Origin of the sequence: Arthrobacter sp. M4 (assembly GCF_020251205.1) — a bacterium.
Taxonomy (GTDB): Bacteria; Actinomycetota; Actinomycetes; order Actinomycetales; family Micrococcaceae; genus Arthrobacter.
This window is the reverse complement of record NZ_JAIWYX010000005.1, coordinates 151,342-176,347: the sequence shown is the minus strand read 5'-3', so window position 1 is coordinate 176,347 and position 25,006 is coordinate 151,342. Positions and strand designations below refer to the sequence as shown.

Below are 25,006 nucleotides of genomic sequence, written 5' to 3'. Positions count from 1 at the left end.
TCCAGCCCCCGAAGCAGCTCCTCCCTAACCGCCCCGCGCCATGGGCGGAGGTTTGCCTGATGGCCGGGCGCTTCGAACTTTTCAACGCTCCCGGTGGCGGCTATTCCGTTCGGCTCCTCGACGATAGCGGCTCTATTTTGGTTATCTCCGTTCGCTACTGCAATAAGAAGGCAGCAGCCCGCGGGATCACAACTATCCGTGAAATCGCTGCGAGCGGGTTGATCCACGACCAAACAGAAAGAGGAATCGCACCCGGCGGAGCTCTGCCAACTAGCGAGTCGTGACGGGCCCTCGAGTTGGATTCGTCACCTGAGGAAACGTAAAACGTTTGACGTTTCGAGTAGGGTCGGCTTATGAGCAGGATCGGATATCTCTCGGCGTCGGTGCCGTCACGGTTGTCAACAGCGGGTTCAGCAGTGGCGCTCCCGATCCTGGCCGTCCAGCAAATGAACGATGTAAGCATGGGCGGAGCGCTCGTTGCCGTCTCATTGGGTCCAAGTGTGCTCGCGGCACCCATCGCCGGAGTAGCCCTTGACCGAGCCCGTAATCCAGGCATCCTTGTTACTGCTTCTGCGCTAATCACTGCTGCAGCCCTCGCTGTGGCGGCTTTCCTCGGCCAGGTGCCGCTTCCCGTTGTGGTCGGGGCGCTGGCCTTAGCAGGGGCAGTTTCTCCCTTTTATATGGGCGGGCTTTCAAGTTTCGTCGCCGACGCGATCCCGGACGGACGCCGTGCTTTCGCTTACGACGCCCTGTCCTACAACGTGTCCGCTGTGGCAGGCCCGGCACTGGTGGCCATCACGGTGGTCCTCTTCCCGGCCCAAGTAGCGCTTTGGGTCCTGGCTGCCGCCGCCATCGTCGGAGCAGTCAGCTCGGCCGTCATCAAACTGCCGACACATGCTGCGGAACGGGTGTCCGTGTGGCGGGCGGTCAGTTCGGGGCTTCGCCAGCTACTGGGCCATCGCCCTTTGGCCGTGGTCACCGCCGCATCAACACTGAGCCAGCTCGGCCAAGGCGGCCTTGCCGTTGCCGCGGTCGCCCTTTCGGTCGAAAGAATTGGCTCACCGCAGGACGGTGCCCTCCTGGTCACGGCATTCGCCGTGGGCAGCCTTCTCGGCGCGCTATGGGAAACAGTGAGACCAGCCCGGACACGCCCGCACATTGTGATGACCGTGGGCTTTCTCGGCACCGGGATGCTTACGGTTGCCGCCGCCCTCGACGTCGGACAGCTCTGGACTGTAATAGCCATTGGCCTGTCCGGCGTTTTCACGGCATCCAGCGCGGCGGCAATGCTCTTCCTTCGGAGCCACCACAGCCCGCCGCCCGTGCGATCGCAGGTCTTCACGGTGGGCGCGGGCCTGCGTGTCACGGCTTCAGCCGCGGGAGCCGCTTTGGCAGGTTCCGCAACCGGCCTCAGCGGTGCCATCACGGTGGCGGGCCTGGGCCTTGTGTGGGTGGCGTCAGCGGGACTGATGGTCGCCTACCCCACGAGCAAATGATCTCCTGGAGAGGCCAGCCTCTCCCCAATGTCCCGCCCGATCTGCCTCAGCAATTCGGCGGACAGGGCCGCGTCCTTTGATGAGTCCAGCTCGGTGTACTCGGCCAGTGCATAGACCCGGGAGACGGGCAGTTCCGCCCACCTCTCCTTCGGGAGCAGGGAGCGTCCGACGACGGCGATCACCGTCCGGGGGCCGGAGCGGCGGGCCACGGCGGCTGGCAGTTTCCCGGACAGCGTCTGCTCATCGATGCTGCCCTCGCCGGTGATGACCAGCTCGCATTCTTCTGCACGGGCGTCGAAATCCAGCAGCTCAAGGAAATAGTCCGCACCTGACACCTGCTTCGCGCCAAGCAGCAGGCTGGCGAAGCCAATGCCGCCAGCACTGCCGGCGCCCTCATGGTGGGCCAGCGCCGCCGCGTTAGTGAGCCCGGCGTCGGTGAGAACGGAAACAAAGTGCGCCAGACCGGCGTCGAGCGCTGAAACCTGATCCGGTGAGGCGCCCTTCTGCGGAGCAAAGACCGCGGGCGCGCCGTGGGGGCCCAGCAGCGGGTTGTGCACGTCGCTGGCGACGATCAGCTCTACGCCATCGAGCACCGGCACAGCCTCACGGCTGACCGAAGCAATCCGCCGCAGATTGGCTCCGCTGCCCCGGAGTTCGGCGCCGTCGGTGTCAGAGAATCTGAAGCCCAAGGCGGTGAGCATCCCCATGCCGCCATCAGTGCTGGAGCTGCCGCCCAGCGCCAACACAATCCGGGCTGGCCGGAGGCCAAGCGCGAAGAGGACAGCATCGCCGAAGCCCCGACTGGACGCCTCGAGCGGTTCCAGCCTCCCGTCGGGCAAGCGGCCCAGCCCGCAAGTGTTGGCAACCTCCACAACGGCCGTGACGCCGTCGAACGCTATGCTCGCCTGGACCGGCTGGCCAGTAGGTCCGGCCACTGTACAGCTGTGCAGGCTAAATCCTGAGGCGACGGCCGCATCCACGCTGCCGTCACCCCCATCGGCCAGAGGGAGCAGTTCACAGTGGACAGGCGCGGCGGAGGCCGCGGAACGAAGTCCCGCGGCCAACGCTTCCGCTACCTCGGCGGCGGTCAGGCTGCCCTTGAACTTGTCGGGGGCAATCAGGGTCCGCACGATTTTGGGGGCGGGTTTGTGCATTTCAGACGCTTTTCGAGAGGGCCGGGCTGCGGTCATGCTTGGGTGCGTGGTGGCTGTATTGGGACAAGTCATCCCCGCTGGGCAGCGGCTCCACAGCCTGGCCGGCAAACACCCTGCGGGCGCGGTCCACATCCAGCGTGCGGTCCCACCAGGCGATGAAGAGCGTGGCCACGGCATTGCCGGTGAAGTTGACCAGGGCGCGGCACTCGGACATGAACTTGTCGATGCCGAAGATCAGCATGATGCCCGCGGCGGGGATGGTGCCGATGGTGGTCAAAGTGGCGGTGAGGGCGATGAACCCACCGCCGGCCACCCCGGCTGCCCCCTTGGACGTGAGCAGCATAACGGCGAGCAGGCCAAGCTGCTGCGGGATGCTGAGGTTGGTATTGGTGGCTTGGGCGATGTAGAGCGCGGCCAGTGACAGGTAGATCGCGGCGCCGTCCAGGTTGAAACTGTAGCCAGTGGGGACCACCAGGCCAACCGTCTCCTTCTTGATGCCCGCGTGCTCCAACTTGCGCATCAGGCCGGGCAGGGCTGGTTCGGCGGTGGAGGTGCCGAGGATCAGCATGTACTCCTCTTTGAGATGCCGAATCATGCTGAAAATGTTCAGCTTGAGGAACGCCATAACGGAGCCAAGGACAACCACCACGAACAGGATGGACGTCACGTAGAACAGTGCAATGAGTCCGCCCATGCTGGTCAGCGAGGATACGCCATACTTGCCCACAGCGAAGGCCATGGCACCGAAGGCACCGAGCGGGGCCGCCTTCATGATAAAGCTCAGGATCTTGAACATTACGCCGGTGAGCCGCTGCACGCCGTCGAGTACGGGTGCACCGATCCTGCCAAGGGCGTTCAGGGCGATGCCGAAGACCACCGCAATGAAGATGATCTGGAGGATGTCGCCCTCAACAAACGGCGAGACGATGCTGTTGGGGATGATGTGGGTGATGAACTGCCACCACTCCTGGTGCTGGCCGGCGTCGATCAGCTTGGCCGCCGATTCGGAAGTCTTGATTTTGCTGGCGTCCGCGTTGACGCCCTCTCCGAGGCGGAAGATGTTGATGGCCACCAGGCCGAACACCATGGCACAGATAGTGCCGATCTGGAAGTAGGTCAGGGCTTTGAGGCCGGTCATCCCGACTTTTTTAAGGTCTGCCACGCTGGCGATGCCGCCAACGATGGTAAGGAAGACGATTGGGCCGATGAGCATCTTCATGGCGTTGACGAAGGTGGTGCCGATGGGTTCCATGGCCACGCCAGCGCTTGGGGCGAGCCAGCCAAGGAGGATGCCGATGAGAATGGCAGTCAGGACCCAAACATACAGCTGCTTGTACCAGCGTTGCTTGGGAGCCGGCCCTGCCTGGCCGGTGGTGACGTGGTCCATGATTCCTACCTCATTGTGGAATGTCTCTGGAGAGGGGCTGAAGGGGGTGCCGCCGTGGCGGCTGTCTGATTGGTGCCCGACGACGGGCTGGCGGCTTTCGCTGTGGCGACCGTCCGCCGTCGGGCACTTGCTGGGTGTTAAGGCGCAGCGCTAGACGGCGGCGAGCGTGTGGGTGAGCGCCTTGATAATGGCCTCGGTGACCTCATCCGTGTCTGCTTCGCCGCCGATATCGCGGGTCAGGTGGCCGGCGCCGGTGGTCTGCTCGATAGCGGCTTCGACGCGGCGAGCTTCATCGTGCAGGCCAAAGTGGTCCAGCATCAGGGCCGCGCTGGCGATGGCGCCGATCGGGTTGCTGATGCCCTTGCCGGCGATGTCAGGCGCGGAGCCGTGCACCGGCTCGAACATGCTGGGGAACCGGCGCTCGGGGTTCAGGTTGGCGCTGGCTGCCAGGCCCAGGCTTCCGGCGAGCGCGGAACCGAGGTCGGACAGGATGTCCGCATTCAGGTTGGACGCGACCACAACGGACAGGTCCTCCGGGTGCAGGATGAACTTGGCGCTCATGGCGTCAACAAGGACACTTTCGGTCTGCACATCCGGGTAGTCCAAGGCGACGCGCTTGAAGGTTTCGTCCCAGAGGACCATGCCGTACTGCTGGGCGTTGGACTTGGTGACGCTTGAGACCTTCTTGACAGTGCGGGTGCGGGCCAGGTCGAAGGCGAAGCGCATAATGCGTTCGCAGCCCTTCTCGGTAAAGAGTGCCGTCTGGAGGGCAACCTCATTGCCGGGGCCGCGGCCGCTCAGGTTGCGTCCGCCGAGGCCCGCGTATTCGCCTTCGCTGTTTTCGCGCACCACAATCCAATCAAGTTCGGTGTTGTCCGCCTTGCGCAGCGGCGACTGGACGCCGGGGAGGAACTTCACCGGACGGATGTTGGCCCACTGGTCGAAATTCTGGGTGATGTTGAGTCGAAGACCCCACAGGCTGACGTGGTCCGGGACGTTCTCCCAGCCAACTGCGCCGAAGTAGATGGCGTCGAAGTCCTTGAGCGCTTCAAGGCCCTTGGGGTCCATCATCTGGCCGGTCTTGGCGTAGTACTCGGAGCCCCAGGGGAACTCGGTCCATTGGAACGCGAACTTGCCGTCGGACTGCTCAGCCAGGGCGTTGAGGACGCGCCGGCCGGCAGCTACGACCTCCTTGCCCACGCCGTCGGCGGGGATGGACGCGATGCTGAATGTTTGAGTGGCGCTCATGTGCCTGTCTCCTCGTTGAGTGTTTAGTCCTGTGAGCCTGTTAGGCGAGTCACACTTCTCTTTCCTCTTCAAGTAGACGGGCCGGGCCTATGCAGCGTCCAAGACTAAGATCCGATGCGGTTGATAGGTGGGGCCTATTGAAATTTCGGCTTGTTGGCGTCGGCGTCGTGCTTTTCCGGAGGCGCAGCGTGCTCCGCAGCCACGTCCAGGAACGCCCGCGCGGCCGGCGTCAGGTCTTCTCTCCGGCTCACCACAGCCACGTCCAAGTAGGAAACAGGTTCGATCAGCAGCGTCCGTAGCCCGGCCTTGTGGGCGGTTGGAGCCCACGACGACGGCATCACCGCGTGTCCGACACCCGCCAGCACCAGCGGCAGGATCGACGTTCGATGGGCCACTTCCACGACGATCTCAACCTCCACACCATGGGCAAGCGCGTCATCCACAAGCCATCTCATCAGCGAACCGCGCTGGCTGGCGACCAAGCGATGACCGCCCAGATCGTCGCGCTGGATGGAATCCCCTGCACCGAAGCTGTCGGCACGCGGGTTGACGATCAGGATCAGGGGTTGCCGTTCCAGCTCCAGAACCTGTACTCCGGGAACGCGGATCGGAGTGGGCGAGCCAGCTAAGCCAACCTCCGAACTGCCGCTGCGGACGGACTCTATAACCTCTTCCGGAGTAAACGCCGCCGTGACGTTGAGTCGGACCGAGGGATAGGCGACGGTGAAGTCCGCAATCATAGAGGTCAGCGGCTCGATTCCCGGCGACGGCATGGTGATGATGTCCAGCTGGCCGCTCCGGACACCCCGCGTGGCCTGCACCGCCGACTGCGCGGCGTCGAGATCCCGCATTACGAGTCGCGCCGGCCCCACGAGTTCCTTCCCAGCCTCGCTAAGGATGGCGCGGCGGCCAATCCGGTGGAACAACGGCACACCCAGCTCCCGCTCCAGCCCCGCGATGGTTTGGGACAGGGACGGCTGCGCGATCAACAAGTGTTCGGCGGCTTTGTTGAAGGTTCCGTGGTCCACTACCGCCAGGAAGTACTTGAGTTTCCGGGTGTCCATTCCTTATGCAGTGCCAAAGCGCACGGCAGCCCGCGCCCTGGCCTTGGCCGCCTCCTCGTCCCGGTTCCGCGCCGGTGAGTGGGTGGTCAGGTGGTCCAGCAAGTGCTGAGTGATGTGGGCAATTTCCTGGACGGCCTCGTCGAAAACGTCCTGGTTCGCTTTGGAGGGCTTGGTGCTGCCGCTGATCTTGCGCACGTACTGCAAGGCGGCAGCCTCAACCTCCTCGCTGGTGGCCCGGGGCTCGAAGTTATGAAGGGTTCGGATGTTGCGGCACATACCGCTAGGCTACGCCGCGCTGACGGACGGGTCGACGGCGGCAGCGGGGCTCCGCCTGCCGCCGTCGGGACTAGGGTGGGGACATGTCCGACGTCGACATCACCTTGCGCCCGTGGCGCCGTGAAGATCTGGACCTCATCAAGCGGCTCAATGCGCCCGAAATGACCGAACACCTTGGTGGGCCCGAGCCCGATACCAAACTCAAGCAGCGATTAGAACGCTACGTTTCCGCCGCCTCCGGGAATACCAGGATGTTCGTCATCGAAGTTTCGGGAATTGCTGCGGGAAGCGTCGGTTATTGGCCGCGCGAATGGCAAGGTCAGCCGCAATTTGAAACAGGCTGGGGCGTATTCCCCGAGTATCAGGGCAAAGGTGTTGCCACGACGGCAATCCGGCTGCTCATGGACGAGGCTCGACGAAATGGCATAAATGCCCCCATTCACGCTTTTCCAGAAATTCATAATGTGGCATCGAATGCATTGTGCCGTAAGGCGGGCTTTAGGCTGCTCGGAACGGAAATTGTCGAATATCCGCCGGGGAACCCGATCACAGTCAATGACTGGGTCGTGGATAACCCCAAGACGTATAGCCCAAACAGGTAGTAACAGGTCCTCCCTGCCGTTCCGGGACGCGCGTAGCGTTGCAGCCAAACGCCAACTTATGGAGAGGACAGCATCATGGAGTACACCCGTCTTGGGGAATCCGGCCTTCGCGTCAGCAGGATCGCCCTGGGCTGTATGAGTTTCGGCGATACGTCCACCGGCTTCAACGAATGGGCGCTCGACGACGACGCGGCCGAGCCGATCTTCCGCCAGGCCGTAGAACTAGGCATCACGTTCTGGGATACGGCCAACGTCTACAGTTACGGAACGTCGGAGGAGATTGTTGGCCGCGCGATCAAGGCTTACACCCGCCGCGAGGACGTTGTGCTCGCCACCAAGGTCCGCTTCAAGATGCACGATGGACCGGGCGGATCCGGTTTGTCCCGGAAAGCAATCATGGAGCAAATCGATGCCTCACTGACCCGCCTCGGCACGGACTACGTGGACCTCTACCAGATCCACCGCTTCGACCCCGAGACGCCGGTTGAGGAGACGATGGAAGCACTGCATGACGTGGTCAAGGCCGGGAAGGCGCGCTACATCGGTGCATCCTCCATGTGGGCTTGGCAATTCGCCAAGATGCAATACACCGCAGACCTGAACGGCTGGACGCGCTTCGTATCGATGCAGAACCAATACAGCCTGATGCAGCGCGAAGAGGAGCGTGAGATGTTCCCGCTCCTGGCCGACCAGGGCGTAGGCAGTATCCCTTGGGCACCGCTCGCCAAGGGCCGCCTAACCCGCCCCTGGGACGACCAACACACACAACGCGCAGACACCGATCCTCTCCAGAGCCGCTATTCCGGCGAACAGGACAGGCCCATCACCGAAGCTGTTCAGCGTGTAGCTGAGGAAAGGGGCGTGCCGATGGCTCAGGTGGCGCTGGCTTGGGTACTGCGAAATCCCGTAGTGTCCGCTCCGATCGTGGGCGCGACCAAGCCGCATCACCTGCCGGATGCCGTTGCGGCCCTTGAACTCGAGTTGAACGAGGACGAGGCCATGACCCTGGAAGAGCCCTACACAACCAGGATGCCGGTCGGTTACTAAAAAGGACTAGCCCCTTCGATTCGACGGTTCCCTGCACGGTCGATGCCGCTCAACATCTGATGCTCAGGGAATCATCGGTCCGGGCGGAGCAGGGGCCGCTGGTACAGGTAATAGCAGGTCCTCCCTCATCATCCGGGGGAGCCGTAGCCTCGAAGTCTGCATCACTAGTGAGCCGACAAGCCAGGCTTGCTTCCGCCCTACAGGAGACTTCCTTGTCAACCGCTTCCGCAACCCAGAATGCCTCTCCCGGAACGTCCAAGAAGTTCCCGTTCACCTTGGCTACGTCCTTCCTGGGCGCCTTTGTTGTCACCCTCGACGCGCTGATCGTGAACGTGGCCCTGCCAGCCATGGGCCGCGAATTGGGCGGCGACATCACGGGGCTCCAGTGGGTGGTGGATGGCTACACGCTGGCGTTTGCCGCGCTTCTTCTGTCGGCCGGTGCCCTTGTTGACAGGCTTGGCGCCCGCCGCGCGTATGGCGTAGGGCTGATTCTGTTCGTGGTGGCGTCGGCTGCGTGTGGCTTCGCTCCGGACATGGGGTACCTCATCGCGGCGCGGATCGTGCAGGGAGCGGGTGCGGCGCTGATCATGCCTGCCTCGCTGGCCCTGATCCGCCAGGCTTACCCTGTGGCGGCGGAGCGGGCCCGTGCCATCGGATTCTGGGCGGTCGGGGCCGCTGTGGCCTCCGCTGCCGGACCCGTTCTGGGCGGATTCCTGACACTCGCAACCTGGCGGGCGATCTTCTGGATCAACCTTCCGGTTGGCGTGGTCGCCCTCGTCCTGCTCGCCCGAACCGCCCATTCGCCGCGCCACGCGGTTCCGTTCGACTGGGCAGGCCAGGCGACCGCCGTCGTCGGGCTTGGAACCCTGACCTTCGGGATCATCGAGGGCGGGGCGGCGGGCTTCGACACCCCGGCGGTTATTGCCTCGCTGGTTACCGCGGTAATTTCTCTCCCGCTGTTTTTCGTGATCCAGGCGCGGGGAAAACATCCCATGCTTCCGTTGGACCTGTTCCGCTCACGATCCGTCGCCGTCGCAGTGGGAGGCGGATTCTCCTTCACCGTTGGGTTCTACGGCATGGTGTTCCTCATCAGCTTGTACCTCCAACAAGCCAGGGGCCTGTCCGCAGTCGAAACGGGCCTGATCTTCTTGCCCATGACAGTGGTAGGGGCTTTCATGAATGTGGCGGCAGCAAGGATCGCTGTGCGGCTCGGACCCCAAAAGACAATCGCTGCTTCGCTGACGCTCATGGCCACCGCGCTGGTGATCCTGAGTCTTGCGGCCGAGGCCTCTCCCCTTGTCATCGCGGGCATCATGATCGTGGTGACCATTGGAGGTGCCATCGGCGTTCCGACCATGACGGCATTAATCCTCGACGGCGTTCCCGCCGAACGCGCCGGCACCGCCAGCGGTGCGCTCAACACCTCCCGCCAAGTAGGTGCGGCTCTTGCGGTTGCTGTCTTTGGCGCCCTTGTAGGGCATGGATCCGACTTCCTCGGTGGCATGCGGATGGGGCTGGTGATCGCTGCGGTTATCCTGCTGACGGCAGCGACGGCGGCAGTCGCCTTGCGCGGCGAGGCTCGGGGCTAACTTCGGAACGGATGGGCACCCCTGCATGGGGAGCCTTCCCCATCGACACCTTCTTTTGGGCCGGGATAGCTTGGAGTCAATGGATCTTCCGGAACCGACCGGAGGCCGCTGGGGACGCCGAACCGCTCGGGTCCGTGAAAGAAACTGAGGAGTAGAACAATGGCTATTTGGGGTGCAGACATTGCCCAGCTCAAGAACCTCGGCAGCAAGCTGCAGGCAGGTTCCAACGAAATCGAGAACCAGCGCAACACGCTGAACAAGGTCTTGGAGGCCACCGACTGGAAGGGCCCGGACGCTGACAAGTTCCGCAACGAATGGCGCGGGCAGCACATGACCGCCCTGAACAAGGTGGCCCAGGCTCTCCAGGAAGCCGGCCAGCGTGCCTCCAAAAACGCCGCGGAGCAGGAGCAGGCTTCCCGCTAAGCCACTCACGGCACTCTACGAAGGTCCGGGCGAATCACTCGTCCGGACCTTCCGGCGTTAAACCGAACCGCCCGACGTCGGACACTCACCGCCCGGCTTACCATCACGATTCGATAGTTCACTTTCACCTTTCCTTTACGGGAGCGCAACGTCCTGTCCCCCGACGGTTCAAGCCGCGGCAGAAGAGTGGTCGGTGCCCTGAACGGGCCCCCAACCACCTTTGGAGATTCAGATGAAGTACGCGAAGCTGCTGACCGCAGCGGCCATCTGTGCAGGCATGACGCTGGGAACATCCCTCCCTGCCTCGGCCGCAGATACCAACCCCAACGGAACCAGCAACCATTTCGACCTGGAGGCCCACCGCGGCGGCCTGGGACTCACGGTTGAGTCCACCCTGCCCGCCTTTGCAAAGGCACTCCGCGTAGGCGTGTCCACGCTGGAACTCGACCTCCAGATCACCCGCGACGGCCGGGAAGTGATCACGCACGACCGGAAGATCAGCGACAAGAAGTGCCGGGACACCGCGCCGGTAACTCCGGGCGACCCCGTGTTTCCTTATGTCGGCAAGTACATCAAGGACCTGACGTTCGACCAGGTGCGCAGCCTCGACTGCGGTTCGCTGCCGCAGGCCAATTTCCCGGGCCAGGAGACGTTCCCCGGCGAGAAGATGCCCACCCTTGCGGAAGTCTTCGAGCTGACCAAGCAGTACAACGCCAGCCAGGTTCGCTTCAACATCGAGACCAAGGTGGAGGCCGGCGCTCCGGAGCAGACCGCACCCCGCGAGGAGTTCGTGAAGGTCGCCCTGCGTGAAATCAACGCGGCCAACATGCTCCACCGCGTGTCCATCCAGAGCTTCGACTGGGGTTCGCTGCTGCTCGCCAAGGAACTCCAGCCCAACGTCCGGACAGTCGCCCTGACCAACAAGGACTTCCTGCAGGTCGGCAAGCCGGGAGCCTCCCCCTGGCTTGGCGGAATCGACGCGGACGACTTCGGCGGCGACCTGGTTAACGCTGCGTCCCACCTGGGCTTCGACGCGATCTCTCCCGTTCACGGCACGCCCCAGAACGGCAAAGTCACCGACCCGGGCTACGTTCCCTACGTGACGGCGGACATGGTCTCCCGCGCCCATGCGGCCGGCATGCAGGTAATCCCATGGACCGTGGACGACAAGCCCACCATGCGTGCCCTTATGGACGCCGGTGTAGACGGCATCATCACTGACTACCCGAACCGCCTGCGCGACGTGATGGCCAAGCGCGGGCTGAAGCTGCCCAAGGCATACACGCCTTAACTGGCCAAGAACAGCGGAAGGGGCCCGGACCACATTGTCCGGGCCCCGCCGTCGGGCCTTCATCGCCAGGCTCCGCCACCACACGTCACCCGGGTCGAAGGCCCTTCCGGGATGCCCCCTAGACCACGCAACCACCCAGCTCAATCTGGCTGTCGATGGCCTTGATCTGGTTCCGGACCGAACTCAGCTGCGCCTGAAGGTTGGTCACGGTAACACGCTGCGCTGCCACTGCATCCTTGTTCGCCTTCTTCTGTGCCTCGAGCGTTCGGAGCACGTTCTGGGCGTCAGTCAACTGCTTGTCGAGGGACGTGAGCTGTTCCTGCAGGGACTTCAACTGCGTCTCAGCAGCGTTGATCTCGCCGTTGAGGCTGTCCAGTTGCGCCAGGAGTGGAGCAACCCTGGTCTGCAGGGACAGGATCTCCGCTTCCTTGGCTGCGATCTGGGCGTTGAGCCCGGCAAGCGTGCCCACCAGCCCATCCATCTGTGCATTCAAGGCAGCAATCTCGGCCTTCTTCGCTGCGAGGGCCGCATCGGCCTGGGTGACCGCGTTCTGCAAGTCCGGTAGCTGTGCGTTCAGCGCAGCGATCTCGGCCTTCTTGTCGTCAACCGCCTTGTTGGCCGCCGCGAGCGCCGCTTCCGCCTGTGCCTGCGCAGCACGTTTCTGGTCCAGGACCACCTTCTGATCCGCTATGGCCTGCTGCGCGGCCTCGACTCCGGACTCGAGCCCTGGCAGGGCCGCCTCAAGGTCCGCAACCACCTTTTCCTGAGCGCTCACTGCTGCATTAGCAGCTGCCAGTGCGTCTTGGAGTGCGGGAAGTTGACCTTGGAGGGTCGCCAACTCGGCCTGCTTGGCGGAAGCAGCGTTATTGGCGGCAGTCACGGCCGCCTGCAATGAAGGCAGCTGCCCTTGAAGCGTGCTGATTTCCGCTTCCTTGGCCGCCACGGCGGCGTTGGCTGCGGTCAGGGACGCCTGGAGGGGCGCGGCTTGCTGCTGAAGGGCGCTGCTTTCCTGCTGCTTGGCAAGCAGCTGCGCGTTCAGCGCGCTTACCTGCGTCTGCAGTGTGTTCAGGTCGCCCGAAAGGCCTGCGATCAGGGTGTTCTTGTCCGCAATCTGGGCGTTGACGCTGTTGAGCTCAACCTGCTTGGCGTCGCGTTGGGCGATTAGGGCCCGTTTGGCGCTGGAGTTCGAATTCGGTGGGAACTGCGTGTTGATTTGATTGGTGAGCGCAGCGATCTCGCTCTCCAGCGTCGACTTTTGCGCTTGGAGCGCGGCGAGGTCACTTTGAGCCGTAGCCAATGCGGCCTGCTTGGCGGCGATCTGCGGGTTGAGCGTGCTGATCTGGTTCTGCAGCCCAACGATGGCGGCCGCCGCGGCATCAATAGCGGCAGTGTTGGCAGCCACAGCGTCCGCAGCGGCCTTCGCCTGCGCCTGCAAGGTGACAAGCTGCGCCTGCGCCTGACTGATCTCCGCGTTCTTGGCAGCCAAAGCGCCAGCGGCCTGCTGGGCAGCAGTTTGGAGAGCCGCGAGCTCACCCTGCGCCTGGCTGATCTGGGCATTCTTGGCCGCCACCGCATCTGCAGCCGCGGTTGCCTCGGACTGACGCTGAGCCAACACAGCCTGGGCATCAGCCACGCGCTGCCGTTGGGCAGCCAACTCAGCCTGAGCGGCCTCGCCCGCAGCTTCCAGCCGAGCCAGCTCAGTTTCTGCGTCGCTCACGGCCTGCTTGGCTACCGCGACATCGGCCGCTGCGGCTTGAGCCTGCGACTCCAAAGTAGCCAGCTCGCCCTCCGCGGTGGCAATCTCAGCCTGCTTCGCCGTAAGCGCATCGGCAGCGGACTTCGCCGCGGCCTCGAGCGTCACCTGCTCGGCCTGCGCTGCGCTGATGCGACCCGCCAAGTCCGAAATCTGGCCCTTGACCGCCTCCGCCTGGGTGCTTAGCTGTGCCGACGCCTGCTGTTCGGCGGTCAGCTGCTCCAGCAACGGCGTCAGCTGGGACTGCACGGCGTCCCGTTCGTGACTGAGGGATGCCAGTGCGGCCTCAGTGTCCGAAATGGAGGTTGCGACGCCCGCACGCGCCTTCTCCAAGGCCGCCAGGTCCGTCTGGGCCGTCGTGAGCTCGCTATTGAGGCGAGCCTCCTCGGCATCCAGAGCGGCGATGGCTTGGTTTGCCGCGTCGATGTCCCGCTGCAGACCATCCGCCGTGGCCTGCAGGCCAGTGCGTTGCGAAGTGAGGGAAGCGATGAGGTCGGCGTTCTTGCGCGCTGCGGCTTTCAGGAGATTCTCCTGAACGGTTCCGCGGTGGGCCATTTGGTTTACTACGCCATTGCAGATGGCGGAAGGTGACGTGGTTGCCGCGTTGGCTGGCTGGCTAAATATCAGCATTCCCGTCACGATGCCCGGAATGAGCACGGCAGCGGCAAGGCGGCGTGGACGTGCAGGGATAAAGGATGAACTGCGCATGATGACCCCCAGTGGCAGGATGCGAGACGGAGCGGTCATCGTTGACCGCTGAGGAATGCCACTGTAGCGACGCAACTACGCAGGTTGCACGGGTCCGGTGTACTCGATTTTGGCCCCCGGACTACTTGTTTTTTGGGCCCCGCAGCCCCGTCAGGAAGGGTTCACTGGGCAGTCACGGTACGGGTTCGACGTCGTTGGCATGGTCGAGCGCGGAACGGGTCAGTTCCGGTTTGTGTCCGCCGTCGGGAAAGTCACCAGCGGTGAGCCGATCGCGCTCCCCCGTACCGCCGTCGTTAATTTCGACGGCGAACGCCGCACGGGAGACGCGCAATTCGTCCACCCGCACCAGTATCACGCCGCCAACGATCAGCACTCCACCCAACAACTGAATTCCGCCCGGGAGTTCACCAAGAAGCAGCCATGCCCAAACCACCGCGAACAACACCTCGGTCAACGAGACGAAGGAGGCGACTTTGGAGCCCAGCGAGCGCGCTGCGACAACGCCGGCAACGTATGCAAGCACGGTGGACATAATCACCAGCCCGGCGAGCGATACCCACCATGGGACAGTCCAGGGACCAAGGCCGGCGTCGGCCGTGTTGAAAGCCATCGGTGCCAGGCCCGCAAACCCGGCAACCCACATGGCCACGGCCCCCACCAGCAGTCCTCCGGAGGCGAGGACGATGGGCGGGAGAGAATCGTTCTGTCGGGCGGTGATAAAGAAGTAGATGGCCAGGCACACAGCTGCGGCGATGCCCCAGATCACCCCCACGACGTCCACTTTGACCGCGCCGGTGAGGTCCAGGACCAGGACCAGTCCAGCCAAGGACAGCAGCGTGCCGGCAATGGTGAGCACGCGCGGGCGTCGGCGGCTCGAAATCCACAGCCACAGCACAATGAGCACCGGAGCTAGGTACTCAAGCAGGAGGGCCACGCCAACGGAGAGCCTGGCCACCGCGTTGAAATAGAAGAGCTGGCAGGCCGCCACTCCGATGAGGCCGAACAAAGTGATGGTCAGCCAGTTGTCCCTGAGCTGGTGCCAGCGGCCCCGGAGGGCAACGACGGCGGGAATGGCCAGTACCAGCGCGGCCCCTGCAAGGCGTGCACCTACGGCCGCCCCCGGCGTCCATCCTGTCTCCAGGAGCGACTTCCCAAAGGATCCAGACAGGCCAAAAACAGCCGAGGAGAACAGCGCTACGCCAAGGCCTGAAGCCATGAAGCCTGCCGCGTCAACCGGCTTCTTAACAGCTGACACTGCAGCCTCCTGTCAGGAGTAAAGTGGGGTAATGCTCATGACAATACGCCCGCGTCATGTAAGGAGTCAACATGATATTTGCCCCTGACACCGAGGTGGCTCTGCGTAGCGTGGTCAATCTCATCAACACTGCGGCCAACGGCGAGGACACACTGACCACCATGGCCGCCTTGGACGCCTTCCTCAAAGCCGAACAGTTCACCGGTTCCCGCACGCGGACGGACCAGGAACTGCAGAGCATCCGCCAACTCCGCAGCCGGCTTGCGACGCTGTGGACTGCCAATGAGGCGACGGCCGCCAAGACCGTGAACACGCTGTTGGCCGACGCCCACGCCCTGCCCCAACTGGTCAAGCACGACCAATGGGACTGGCACCTGCACGCTACGCCGCCGGAAGCTCCCTTGTCGGACCGCATGGGGACCGAGGCGGCAATGGCCTTGGTGGATGTGATCCGCAGCAAGGAACTCGAACGCCTCCGGATCTGTGCCGCGGAAGACTGCGACGCCGTAGTGCTGGACCTCAGCAAGAACCGTTCCAAGCTGTACTGCGACACCCGAAATTGTGCCAACCGCGCCCATGTGGCCGCGTATCGCGCGCGGAAGGCGGCAGCTGGGGACTGACCCGGAACTACCCGAAAATCTGCCGACCGCACTGATCCGCTCCATGTCCCCCACGCCTAGACTGGTGCAATGGAAGAGAACAGGGTTGAGCCGGATTTAAGCGCCAATGCGAACCTTGCCATTGAACCGAGCATCACAGAGGTCCTGCAAGATCTTGTGATCGACAGTGACGACGTCGCCAGCTTCTTGGAAGACCTTTGCCACATTGCGGCCGAGACAGTCAGCTCGTCAATGGAAGCCGCCGTGAATTGCGCCGTCACCCTGCGCCGCCACAGGAAAACCACCACCATCGCGTGGAGCACGCCCGACGCAAAGATTCTGGACGAGGTCCAGCACGCCTACGGCGAAGGACCCTGCCTCCATGCCATGCACACCGGCACCACTGTTCTGGTTTCTGATACTCGGACGGACACACGGTGGCCCGAATACTGCTCCGCTATCGCCACTGCCGGACAACTCAGCGTCCTTGGCGTGCCGCTCACCCTCGATGAAGGCGCCAAAGCCGCGCTGAACGTTTTTGCGCTGGACGCCGACGCCTTTGAACCCGCCATCATCCACAGCACAGAACTATTCGCAGCCCAGGCTGAACGTGCACTCCGCCTTGCAGTCCGGATTGCCGGCAAACAGGAACTTGCCAATGACCTCCGAGAAGCCATGAAGTCCCGGACGGCTATCGATCTGGCCTCGGGCATGATCATGGCGCAAAACCGTTGCTCCCAAAGTGAAGCATTTGAGATGCTCAGCCGGGCATCGAGCAACCGCAACGTCAAACTCCGAGTAGTGGCCGAAGAAATGATCGAGCGGCTAACGAACGCCAGCCCGACTAGTCACTTTGAGGGCTGAAGGGCTCTGGGCCGATACGTCGCAGCGGCCCCCAACAGGCACCGCTGCGACGTCCCTCGACTGCCCCCACAGTTACGCGACCCGTCGGACGGGACCCTCGCAGCATCCCGTAGGACAGCACAACAGAGGGGCACGGCCGGATGCCGCGTAAGAATTCGAGGACTGGTCACAATGGCTGTATCAGCACGCATGACATCCCTCATGCGGCCAGCTTCTTGACCAGGCTCCAATTCTAGGGTCCGGTTTCTTCGCTCCGCTATTTGTGACTTGCATGAGGACGTCATCCATGATCGGCGAGAGTGTGCCTGGCCAGTGTCTTATGTATAGTCGGAAACGCCGCCGCTCCCCTAGCCGGGACCGCGGGCCGGGTGTAGCAGAGCGCCTGGAGGACCCGCTGAAGGTCGATCGCGGCGCGAAGGATTCAAAATATGGCCACGTCGGACGCCCCCACACCCGCCCTCCGCGGCGACGACGGCGCCCTGTTGGGTGGGCGCTACCGGCTTCATGAATCCGTTGGCCATGGAGCTATGGCCACCGTGTACCGGGCAACCGATGAGACTCTGGGCCGCGACGTCGCGGTCAAGCTCTTCCTCCCCGGCTCCGGAGACGACGAATTCCGCATGCGGCAGGAAACGGAGATGCGGGTACTGGCCGGATTCGACCATCCCGGACTCGTCAGCCTCTACGACGCGGGCACGGATAACCGCGAGCCGGACGCACCCCGAGCCTACCTGGTCATGGAACTGGTCCATGGAACCAACCTGCGCCACAGGCTGGACAGCGGCCGCCTCACCCCAGCCGACACCGCCCGCATTGGCGAATGCCTGGCCAGTGCCCTGATCCAAGTACACTCGAACGACGTCATACACCGCGACATCAAACCTGCCAACATCCTGGTCCCGGACTCAATTACGGTAGCGGCAAAACTGGCAGACTTTGGCGTTGCGCGGATTGTGGACGGCAGCCGGCTCACCGCAACGGGAATGACGGTAGGGACCGCCAGCTACCTGAGTCCTGAACAGGCAATGGGTCGTGAACTGACGCCAGCCAGCGACATCTATTCCCTCGGACTGGTCCTCATCGAATGCTTGAGTGGGCTTCCTGAATACCCGGGCACGCCCATGGAATCCGCGGCCGCCAGGCTGCATCGTGCTCCACGGATTCCCGATTCGCTGTCGCCAGCCTTCGCCAGGTTGCTGGCCGAAATGACGGACCTCGATCCCGGCAGTCGTCCCAGCGCCACCGTAGTTGCGGGCATCCTGGGTGAGCTTATGGCATCGTTCGAAGCCTCCGCGCAGGCACCCACAAGCCTTGTGCCGCAGATGCCGGACCACGCACCGGCCCTGGGATCTCGTACCCAGGACGATTCCTCGGCTACGGCGTTCCTGCCGCTCGGACCAGGGGCTGAGGGTCGGGCAGGAGATTACGACGGCGGCACGCGCCTCGCGGGCGCAGCGGCGGATGGTGACGCCGATGCGGGGAATAGCGAGTTCGCGACCCGCCGCAGCCGAAGGCGGGCGGAGGAAGGCGCCAGGATCACTGAAACAGCCAATCTCGCCGATGTCGTCGAAGAACCCGCCCAAAATGATGCTGCCTCGGAAAGCGGCAGTGGGCGCGGACGCCGCGCAGCCACGCCTGCCCGGCATCCCGGGCGCCGTGTCGCCGTCCTGATGGCCCTGCTCCTTGCGGTGGCGGTTGGGGCACCAGTGATTGCAGCCGCCATATTCACAGCGCAGACGCCCCCCGGCACCAACGTCACCACTCCTACAAAAACGCCGGAACTGCTCAGCAACCCTATGAGCAGCCCGTCCCCGTCCAGCACCTCAGTGCCCACAGTGACGCCGACTCCGGCAACCACGCCCGCCGTCGTTCCCGCACAGGAACCGACAACCGTACCGGACCCAACAAGCGACCCGGCCACAAAGGGGCCCGGCAAGGGCACGGACAACGGCAAGGGAAAGAAGCCCACGCCGACTGCCGCACCATAAGGGTCGCAACAGTAAATACGGAATAAATGGTCTCGCTGGATGTGCAACTGGCCTAAGGAAGAGAACGCCGACGACGGGGGCCGGGGTCTGAGCGCCGAAATAGGCTCGGCCAAACCGCGCAGCCGCGGACGGTGCCTTTGAACCCATTACCAAAGAAGACGTGCCCTTGTAGTGTCGGACCATGAAGGGCGAGGAAGGGCCAAAGCGCTTGGCTCCGCGAATGACTCGCGGCAGCTTCCGTTTCTTCTTCATCATCTGGACGGGCATGGCGCTTTCGCAATTGACCATGCTGATCCTTAACCGGCCTCGTCGGTGCTGAACCAGTCCTGGAACGGCGCGAACGACCTCGGATAGTCCAACCTCCGCTCCCACGATGTCAATGGAGCAGCACGATCGGCGCCTCAGAAGTGATTCGTGTACGAGAGGAAGCGCCATCCGGCGGGTGTCGCGAGAACGTGATACGTCGTCAGCGTATCTCGCACTACATTCCCGTCTCCGTCCATCGCATGCCAGCGCACCGTGGTGAAAGCGGCCCGCTCGCCGAGTTGACGAGTATCGATCGCGACCGGAGAGAAGCTGGCATATCCGGCATCTCGATACGCGGCGATGACGGTCGCGAAGTGATCGCGCACAGCGCTGCCGTCAGCGAGATGGGTCGGAACCCCCTCACGGACTGCCAAGAACGGGCAGACGCACAATTCAGTTACGCCCGCTGCGTCGTGGGCGACATACCGGCGCGTGTACTCGTCGATGAGAGCGTTGATGGTGGCAGTCATCAGCCACGATTTTCCCGTGTGGCGCGAAGTCGGTCAATGCTGACGCGGGTCGCAATCGCGAGTGGGTACTTCAGCTAAGCAGATACCCAATATGTAGGAACATCTAATCCAACGCAAACCGTCAGGCCGTAGCTGGCCTGTTCCCCAAACCACCTTTCGAGCAGGCCCCCCACGCTGCCGGAGACCAAAGGGGCTAAAAATGTCAGTGCCTCTTCGTAGGGTGAAGGTACTTCGGGAAGGGGGGGTGGTTTGGATGGTTGTTGGGGCGTTCGTTGACGGCGATGACGCCTGGCCGGTCGAGTTGTTCACCGGCCAGGAGGACTCCCTGCTCTCCGGCACCGTCCGGCTGCCCTTGGCGTCCTGCCTCACCGCGGACGGCGCCCTGCACGTGGCCCTGGCCGCGGACCGGCTGATCGCCTGGGCCACCGCGATGAAACTGCGCGCCCTGGCCCGCGCGGAGGAAGCCATCACCGAGGAACTGAACACCGAGGAATTGTCCCGGCGGCGCGGATCCCAGCCGGTGCGGTTCGGCGGGAACGAGGCCCACGCCCTGGCCGTGTCCGAGGTCGCCACCGCCTGCGCCGTGTCCGAACACGCCGCCGCTCAGGCCCTGCACGACGCAGCGGACCTGGACGGTCCCCGGTGGGAAGTCCTCGAAGCCCTCGAAACCGGTGAAATCTCCCCCGAGCATGCCCGGGTGATCCTGGACCAGGCCCGCACCGTCCCGGACGACCACGCCGACATCTTCACCCGCAGGGCCCTGCACGCCACCCGGACCCGGCACGGCCGGATGCGCACCCCCGCGGAACTGCGGACCGTGCTGCGCCGGATGCGGGAGCGCCTCCACCCCGACACCATCCAGGCCCGCACCACCGCGGCGCGGCGGGAACGCAGCGTCTGGTTCACCCCCGAACCGGACGGCATGTGCACCCTGGGCGCCTACCTGCCCGCCGAAGCCGGCCTGGCCATCTACAACGGCCTGGACCACGACGCCCGCACCGCCAAAGCCCAGGCAGCACAGGCCAGCGCAGCAGAAGCCCAGGCCACCGAGGCCAGCATTACAGAGGGAGACGCGGCGAACACCCAACCCTCCGGCATGCTCACCGAGCCGCGCACGCTGGCAGAACACCGCACCCTGTCCGAGCTCCGCGCCGACGCCCTCATCCAACGCCTGCTCGGGATCCCAGGATTGGGTAATCCCGACGAGCCCGGCACCGCGCCGTTCCAGCCCACTGTCGTGCTCACCATCCCCATCGGACTCGCCCTAGGCGCCGCATCTACAGCCGAAACCGCCGCAGCGGAAGGCACCACCGCGACCGGTGGCACCGCGGCCGGAGGCACCGTGGCGGAAGGCACCGCGGCCGGAGCCAGAGGCACCGCAACGGACCTCACCGCCGCAGCTGAACTCGAGGGCTACGGCCCCATCGACGCGCACACTGCCCGCCGACTGGCCGCTCTCGCGCCCAGCTGGCACCGGCTCTTCACCGACCCCGTCACCGGAGAGGCCCTCGGCGTCGGACGCACCGCCTACCGGCCACCACAAGCACTCCGCAGATACCTCAACCACCGCGACAAAACCTGCCGCTTCCCCGGCTGCACCCGACGCGCCAGCACCTGCGAACCAGACCACACCCTCGAATGGCAAGACGGCGGGACAACAGACCCAGCCAACCTCGCCCTGCTCTGCAAAAAGCACCACGCGCTCAAATCCATCGGCGCGTGGAACTACAGACACACCTCCCCAACCGGCCACCTCAGCTGGACCTCACCCCTCGGCCGCACCTACACCACAGAACCAGCCAGCTTCAGCATGCCCGCCGATCCGCCCACGCTGCTCCAAAACCCGCGGCGGATTGGATTCGCAACAAAACCAACGCAGCCCTCACCCACGCCGCCGGACACCAGGCCACCAGATCACGATCCCTCGCCCGAACTGCCACCGCCGTTCTGATAAAACGGCGGAACTACGCCGACGATCAGCAGCGACCCGGTCTGAATGCACAAATGATCCTGCACCATCCGCCACGGACCCATGCTCACCTCTGGGCGGCAGGATGGATTCCGAAAAGCGAAGATTCCAGAGCAGATTCAGCTGTGCCCAGCAGCCAGAGGCAGGTTTCCGTGCGGCCTACGTGGACCAAGGCGATTCTGCGCCTACCGGCAATAGGCTACTTGTCCTCTTCCGGCTTGTCCTGGTCCAGCGTCACCCGGCGGGAGGGCTTCTTGGAGCTCAAGTTCACGCCGGAACCCTTACCGAGGTGTTCCGCATTCTCCTTGTGGCTCATGGAAAGCATGGCAGCAATCACCAGGCTCACGATGAACGCGATTCCGGCCGCAGTGAAGGCCAGGTCGAACCGAGGCGCGTGTGCGCTGCCGCCGGAAGCGAAAATCAGCACAGCGAAGAACGCCACAACGCCCCAGAAGGCGGAGAAAAGCAGCGGACCCTTGACCGAGGTCCGCAATCCGCGCGGAGCTTCTGGCTCGTGGTTTTCCACTATCAATCCTCCAAGCGCCGGCGACCAGATGCGCACGGCTTTTCAATCAATGTTCTACAAGGCGTAGAACGCACCGTTACTAGTTTACGGCCTCAGCCGGAGCCGGGCGTCCATCGTGTCGAAGGCTCAAGCCGGACAGGACCCAGAGGACACCGGTCAGTACCGCGCCGCCCCCGGCGACTCCCAGCAGGGCGTGCGCGCCAAGGTTGACGAAGAAGGGCAGCAATGCGGCCGTTCCGACCCCAATCACGCCGGAAATGAGCCAGTCCCTGGCAAGCGCGTTGCGCTTGCGGTTGCGAAGTCCCGCAACAATTTCCGTGGCGCCCAGCACCAGAAGTCCGGATGCCGCGGAAGCCGCCACACCGGCGTCGGACTGGGTGACAGCCGAAGCTACGCCGCAAAGACCAACGACGCCGGCAATCACCATCGGGACCGATCGCGCCGCCGCGAGGGTCACGGCCGTCGCCACCAGATAGGCCGCCATGGCCCACGCGAGCACCTGAACCGACGGCTGGAGCCAGAAGATGGTGAGTGCTCCGAACGCCAGGGCCACCACTGCCCGCAGCAGGATCGGCTGCCAGCGGACGTCACGCGATCCAGTGGCCTGCACGGGCAACGGACCCGGCGCACCCTCGGGTTGTGGTTTGGAGGAAAGACTCACCTATCCAGTTTAGTGCGAACCAAGAACCATCCATGAGTCCGTGCGGGCCCGCAACCCAAGCGTCACTCCCCTCGCCACCATGTAGCCGAGCGAAAATGCGACCCACAGCCAAACCAGCCCCGCCGCGCCGTCGGGCTGGACAAGATAGACAGCGGCCAGCATTGGCGCGTAGAAAACCACGTTTACTACGCCGGCAAGCGCCAAATACCGTGCGTCACCCGCCCCGATCAGGACGCCGTCCAGGACAAACACGACGCCGGCAAGGGGCTGGCTCGCGGCCAGCACCCATAGCGCCGGCGTCAATGCCGCATGGACGGCGGGATCCGACGTAAAGAGGATGCCAACAAACGGTGCCGCGGCTGCAAGGACGACGCCCGTCACCACGCCGAAGCCGGCACCCCAGCGCACCATGGTACGGGTCAGCGCCTTCACGCGTTCCGGGTTGCCCGCGCCCAACTCCTTGCCGACCAGGGCCTGGGCCGCGATTGCTATAGCGTCAAGCGCGAAGGCGAGGAAAGAAAAGATCGTCATGGCCAACTGATGGGCCGCCAGGTTCACTGCCCCTTGCGCGGTTACCACAACCACGGTGGCAAGAATGGCCAAGCGCAAGCTCAATGTACGGAGCATCAGCCAGGACCCAACCGACGTCATTCGCCGCACTCCGTGCCAGTCCGGCGCAAGGGGAACACTGTGTCGACGGGCGTTCCGGGCAACCATCACCACGTACACCAGCGCCATGGCCCACTGGGCAATGCTGGTACCGATGGCCGAGCCAGCCACGGACAGGTGGAGTCCGTACACCAGGAACCAGTTGAGGGCGATGTTCACGCCGAAGCCAGCGGTGGCAACAACCAAGGGAGTGCGCGTGTCCTGGAGTCCCCTCAGCACACCGGTGCCGGCAAACACCAGGAGCATGGCAACCAGCCCCGGCATGGACCAGCGCAGGTACTCCACCGCGTAGCCCCGGACGTCCCCGGCGGCTCCCATCAGTCCCGCCAAGGGATCGGCCGCGATCGCGCCGACCACAGCGAGGGCCACGCCCAACAACAAGGCCAGCCACACGCCGTCGCGCCCTGCAGCCAGCGCCTTGCCCAACTGGCCGTCACCGACGGCCCGGGCCACGGCGGGAGTGGTGGAATAGGCGAGGAACACCATCAGCCCCACAGCGGTGTGGAGAACTGTGGTAGCCAGTCCGACGCCGGCAAGTTGGGCCACCCCCAGATGTCCCACGATCGCCGAATCGGCGAGTAGGAACAGCGGCTCTGCCACCAAGGCGCCAAATGCTGGGACTGCGAGGCGGAGAATGTCCCGGGCGTCGGATCGGCGGTCGGAAGCGGTGGTGGTATGCACCCATTCAGCCTAGCGTCGAGGTAAGACACGCAAAGGAAAACTAAACCGGCGCTGCCGGCCACTGAGTACCTTCAGCGACGTGGCCGGCAGCGTGTAAATCCGACGGCCGGAGTGCGGTGCCGCCACAACCTCAAACAGGAAACTACTCGACTTCTTCGATGGCCGGCTCCCTGCGATCGAAGACCAGTCCGCCCGGGACCTGGAAGGTCGGCATAATTTCCAGCATGCCTACATTGACGTGGCGGGGCGTGTCGATGGCGTAGTCAAGCGCATTGACAATGTCTTCCGTGGTCAACGACTCGTAGCCTTCGTAGTACGTCTTCCAGGCTTCCTCCATGGCCTGGGGAGTGCCGCCCAGGTTCCGGCCGAAGATTTCGGTCTCCACACGGCCGGGGCAAATTTCGGTGACCCGGATGCGCTTCCCAACCGTGTCGTTCCTGAGCTGGCGCGAGATCTGGTGCACCGCGGCCTTGGTGGCGTGGTAGACCGTGTGGCCGTAGAAGTTGTAAACACCGGCGATTGAGCTGATGTTGACCACGTGGCCGCGGTCCCGGGCGACCATGCCGGGCAGCACCAACCTGGTGAGCTGCAGGAGTCCGCGGAGGTTCACGTCCACCAGCTCGTCAATGTCCTGCTCGGAGGAATCCAGGATGTTGCCCGGTCGGGACACACCTGCGCAGTTGATCAACACGTCGATTTCCAGGCCTTGGACGTGTTCAGCCAGCTCACGGATGTTGGTCAGGTCGACGGCGTGGGGGATGGCGCCGGTCTTGGCCGCCAGCTCAGCGAGGCGTTCCTCGTTACGGGCAACGGCGTGGACGGTAAGTCCCCGCTTGGCCATCCGTTCTGCAATGGCGGCACCCATGCCGGTGGACGCCCCGGTGACGAGGGCCGTGGAGTAATCGGAAAATGACATCGGTTCTCCAGATTGGGAGTTGGGTGGCACCGGGGCGGTGCCAGGGTCAGGTTAGGGAGGGTTT

The 25,006-nt window shown here is 64.0% G+C and carries 22 protein-coding genes; 10 read left to right on the top strand and 12 right to left on the bottom strand.

The annotated features are described in order from the left end of the window. Positions 1 to 353 precede the first annotated feature (353 nt). Complete coding sequence (locus LD110_RS10895) at positions 354 to 1,496, top strand: MFS transporter (RefSeq protein WP_225498823.1); 1,143 nt, start codon at positions 354 to 356, stop codon at positions 1,494 to 1,496. On the opposite strand, the gene LD110_RS10890 is transcribed toward LD110_RS10895, so the two are convergent. The 5 genes from LD110_RS10890 to LD110_RS10870 form a co-directional block, all read right to left on the bottom strand. Continuing rightward, the gene (locus LD110_RS10890; protein WP_225498822.1) at positions 1,478 to 2,650 is read right to left on the bottom strand and encodes a glycerate kinase; all 1,173 of its coding nucleotides are present in this window, start codon (positions 2,648 to 2,650) and stop codon (positions 1,478 to 1,480) included. The two genes, LD110_RS10895 and LD110_RS10890, sit on opposite strands and share 19 nt — an antisense overlap. Before the next feature lies 1 nt (position 2,651). Further along, positions 2,652 to 4,037, bottom strand: coding sequence for a C4-dicarboxylate transporter DctA (dctA, locus tag LD110_RS10885; protein WP_225498821.1), 1,386 nt, complete (start codon positions 4,035 to 4,037; stop codon positions 2,652 to 2,654). 150 nt (positions 4,038 to 4,187) lie between these two features. Continuing rightward, complete coding sequence (locus LD110_RS10880; RefSeq protein WP_225498820.1) at positions 4,188 to 5,285, bottom strand: tartrate dehydrogenase; 1,098 nt, start codon at positions 5,283 to 5,285, stop codon at positions 4,188 to 4,190. A gap of 134 nt (positions 5,286 to 5,419) precedes the next feature. Beyond that, positions 5,420 to 6,349 carry a LysR family transcriptional regulator gene (locus LD110_RS10875; RefSeq protein ID WP_225498819.1) on the bottom strand — a complete coding sequence of 310 codons (930 nt, stop codon included), beginning with the start codon at positions 6,347 to 6,349 and terminating at the stop codon, positions 5,420 to 5,422. Between the two features lie 3 nt (positions 6,350 to 6,352). After that, positions 6,353 to 6,625, bottom strand: coding sequence for a DUF2277 domain-containing protein (locus LD110_RS10870; RefSeq protein ID WP_225498818.1), 273 nt, complete (start codon positions 6,623 to 6,625; stop codon positions 6,353 to 6,355). Between the two features lie 83 nt (positions 6,626 to 6,708). Between LD110_RS10870 and LD110_RS10865 the strand changes: the two genes are divergently transcribed. From LD110_RS10865 to LD110_RS10845, 5 genes are all read left to right on the top strand, one after another. Next, positions 6,709 to 7,227 carry a GNAT family N-acetyltransferase gene (locus tag LD110_RS10865; RefSeq protein ID WP_225498817.1) on the top strand — a complete coding sequence of 173 codons (519 nt, stop codon included), beginning with the start codon at positions 6,709 to 6,711 and terminating at the stop codon, positions 7,225 to 7,227. Positions 7,228 to 7,302: 75 nt separating this feature from the next. Next, the gene (locus tag LD110_RS10860) at positions 7,303 to 8,274 is read left to right on the top strand and encodes an aldo/keto reductase (RefSeq protein ID WP_225498816.1); all 972 of its coding nucleotides are present in this window, start codon (positions 7,303 to 7,305) and stop codon (positions 8,272 to 8,274) included. 212 nt (positions 8,275 to 8,486) lie between these two features. Further along, positions 8,487 to 9,863, top strand: coding sequence for an MFS transporter (locus LD110_RS10855; protein WP_225498815.1), 1,377 nt, complete (start codon positions 8,487 to 8,489; stop codon positions 9,861 to 9,863). A gap of 159 nt (positions 9,864 to 10,022) precedes the next feature. Continuing rightward, complete coding sequence (locus tag LD110_RS10850; protein ID WP_225498814.1) at positions 10,023 to 10,286, top strand: WXG100 family type VII secretion target; 264 nt, start codon at positions 10,023 to 10,025, stop codon at positions 10,284 to 10,286. Between the two features lie 232 nt (positions 10,287 to 10,518). Next, positions 10,519 to 11,577 (top strand): glycerophosphodiester phosphodiesterase, encoded by a 1,059-nt coding sequence (locus LD110_RS10845; protein ID WP_225498813.1) that lies wholly within the window; start codon positions 10,519 to 10,521, stop codon positions 11,575 to 11,577. A gap of 118 nt (positions 11,578 to 11,695) precedes the next feature. On the opposite strand, the gene LD110_RS10840 is transcribed toward LD110_RS10845, so the two are convergent. Together LD110_RS10840 and LD110_RS10835 are read right to left on the bottom strand one after the other, a co-directional pair. Beyond that, positions 11,696 to 14,077 carry a chromosome segregation ATPase gene (locus tag LD110_RS10840; protein ID WP_225498812.1) on the bottom strand — a complete coding sequence of 794 codons (2,382 nt, stop codon included), beginning with the start codon at positions 14,075 to 14,077 and terminating at the stop codon, positions 11,696 to 11,698. Between the two features lie 133 nt (positions 14,078 to 14,210). Further along, on the bottom strand, positions 14,211 to 15,254 hold the full coding sequence (locus LD110_RS10835) for a DMT family transporter (protein WP_225498994.1): 1,044 nt from the start codon (positions 15,252 to 15,254) through the stop codon (positions 14,211 to 14,213). Between the two features lie 110 nt (positions 15,255 to 15,364). Here LD110_RS10835 and LD110_RS10830 point away from each other — a divergent pair, with 110 nt between their 5' ends. The 3 genes from LD110_RS10830 (at position 15,365) to LD110_RS10820 (ending at position 18,744) form a co-directional block, all read left to right on the top strand. Beyond that, complete coding sequence (locus LD110_RS10830) at positions 15,365 to 15,913, top strand: CGNR zinc finger domain-containing protein (protein WP_225498811.1); 549 nt, start codon at positions 15,365 to 15,367, stop codon at positions 15,911 to 15,913. Positions 15,914 to 15,982: 69 nt separating this feature from the next. Further along, positions 15,983 to 16,756 carry a GAF and ANTAR domain-containing protein gene (locus tag LD110_RS10825; RefSeq protein WP_225498810.1) on the top strand — a complete coding sequence of 258 codons (774 nt, stop codon included), beginning with the start codon at positions 15,983 to 15,985 and terminating at the stop codon, positions 16,754 to 16,756. A 428-nt stretch (positions 16,757 to 17,184) separates the two neighbouring features. Next, positions 17,185 to 18,744 (top strand): serine/threonine-protein kinase, encoded by a 1,560-nt coding sequence (locus LD110_RS10820; RefSeq protein ID WP_225498809.1) that lies wholly within the window; start codon positions 17,185 to 17,187, stop codon positions 18,742 to 18,744. 401 nt (positions 18,745 to 19,145) lie between these two features. Here LD110_RS10820 and LD110_RS10815 read toward each other — a convergent pair whose 3' ends face one another. After that, positions 19,146 to 19,520 (bottom strand): nuclear transport factor 2 family protein, encoded by a 375-nt coding sequence (locus LD110_RS10815; RefSeq protein WP_225498808.1) that lies wholly within the window; start codon positions 19,518 to 19,520, stop codon positions 19,146 to 19,148. 253 nt (positions 19,521 to 19,773) lie between these two features. On the opposite strand from LD110_RS10815, the gene LD110_RS10810 reads away from it, so the two are divergent. Further along, on the top strand, positions 19,774 to 21,471 hold the full coding sequence (locus LD110_RS10810) for an HNH endonuclease signature motif containing protein (protein WP_225498807.1): 1,698 nt from the start codon (positions 19,774 to 19,776) through the stop codon (positions 21,469 to 21,471). A gap of 217 nt (positions 21,472 to 21,688) precedes the next feature. Here the strand turns inward: LD110_RS10810 and LD110_RS10805 are convergent, their stop codons facing one another. The 4 genes from LD110_RS10805 to LD110_RS10790 all read right to left on the bottom strand — a co-directional run bounded on the left by LD110_RS10805 (position 21,689) and on the right by LD110_RS10790 (position 24,942). Continuing rightward, positions 21,689 to 22,015: a hypothetical protein gene (locus LD110_RS10805; protein ID WP_374200328.1), complete on the bottom strand. Its 327-nt coding sequence runs from the start codon at positions 22,013 to 22,015 to the stop codon at positions 21,689 to 21,691. 79 nt (positions 22,016 to 22,094) lie between these two features. Then, entirely contained in the window at positions 22,095 to 22,586 is a 492-nt protein-coding gene (locus LD110_RS10800) for a hypothetical protein (RefSeq protein WP_225498992.1), read from the bottom strand. Positions 22,587 to 22,685: 99 nt separating this feature from the next. Next, a complete protein-coding gene (locus LD110_RS10795) occupies positions 22,686 to 24,026 on the bottom strand; it encodes an MATE family efflux transporter (protein WP_225498806.1) in 1,341 nt (446 codons plus the stop codon). 142 nt (positions 24,027 to 24,168) lie between these two features. Beyond that, on the bottom strand, positions 24,169 to 24,942 hold the full coding sequence (locus tag LD110_RS10790; protein ID WP_225498805.1) for an SDR family oxidoreductase: 774 nt from the start codon (positions 24,940 to 24,942) through the stop codon (positions 24,169 to 24,171). Between the last annotated feature and the right edge of the window lie 64 nt (positions 24,943 to 25,006).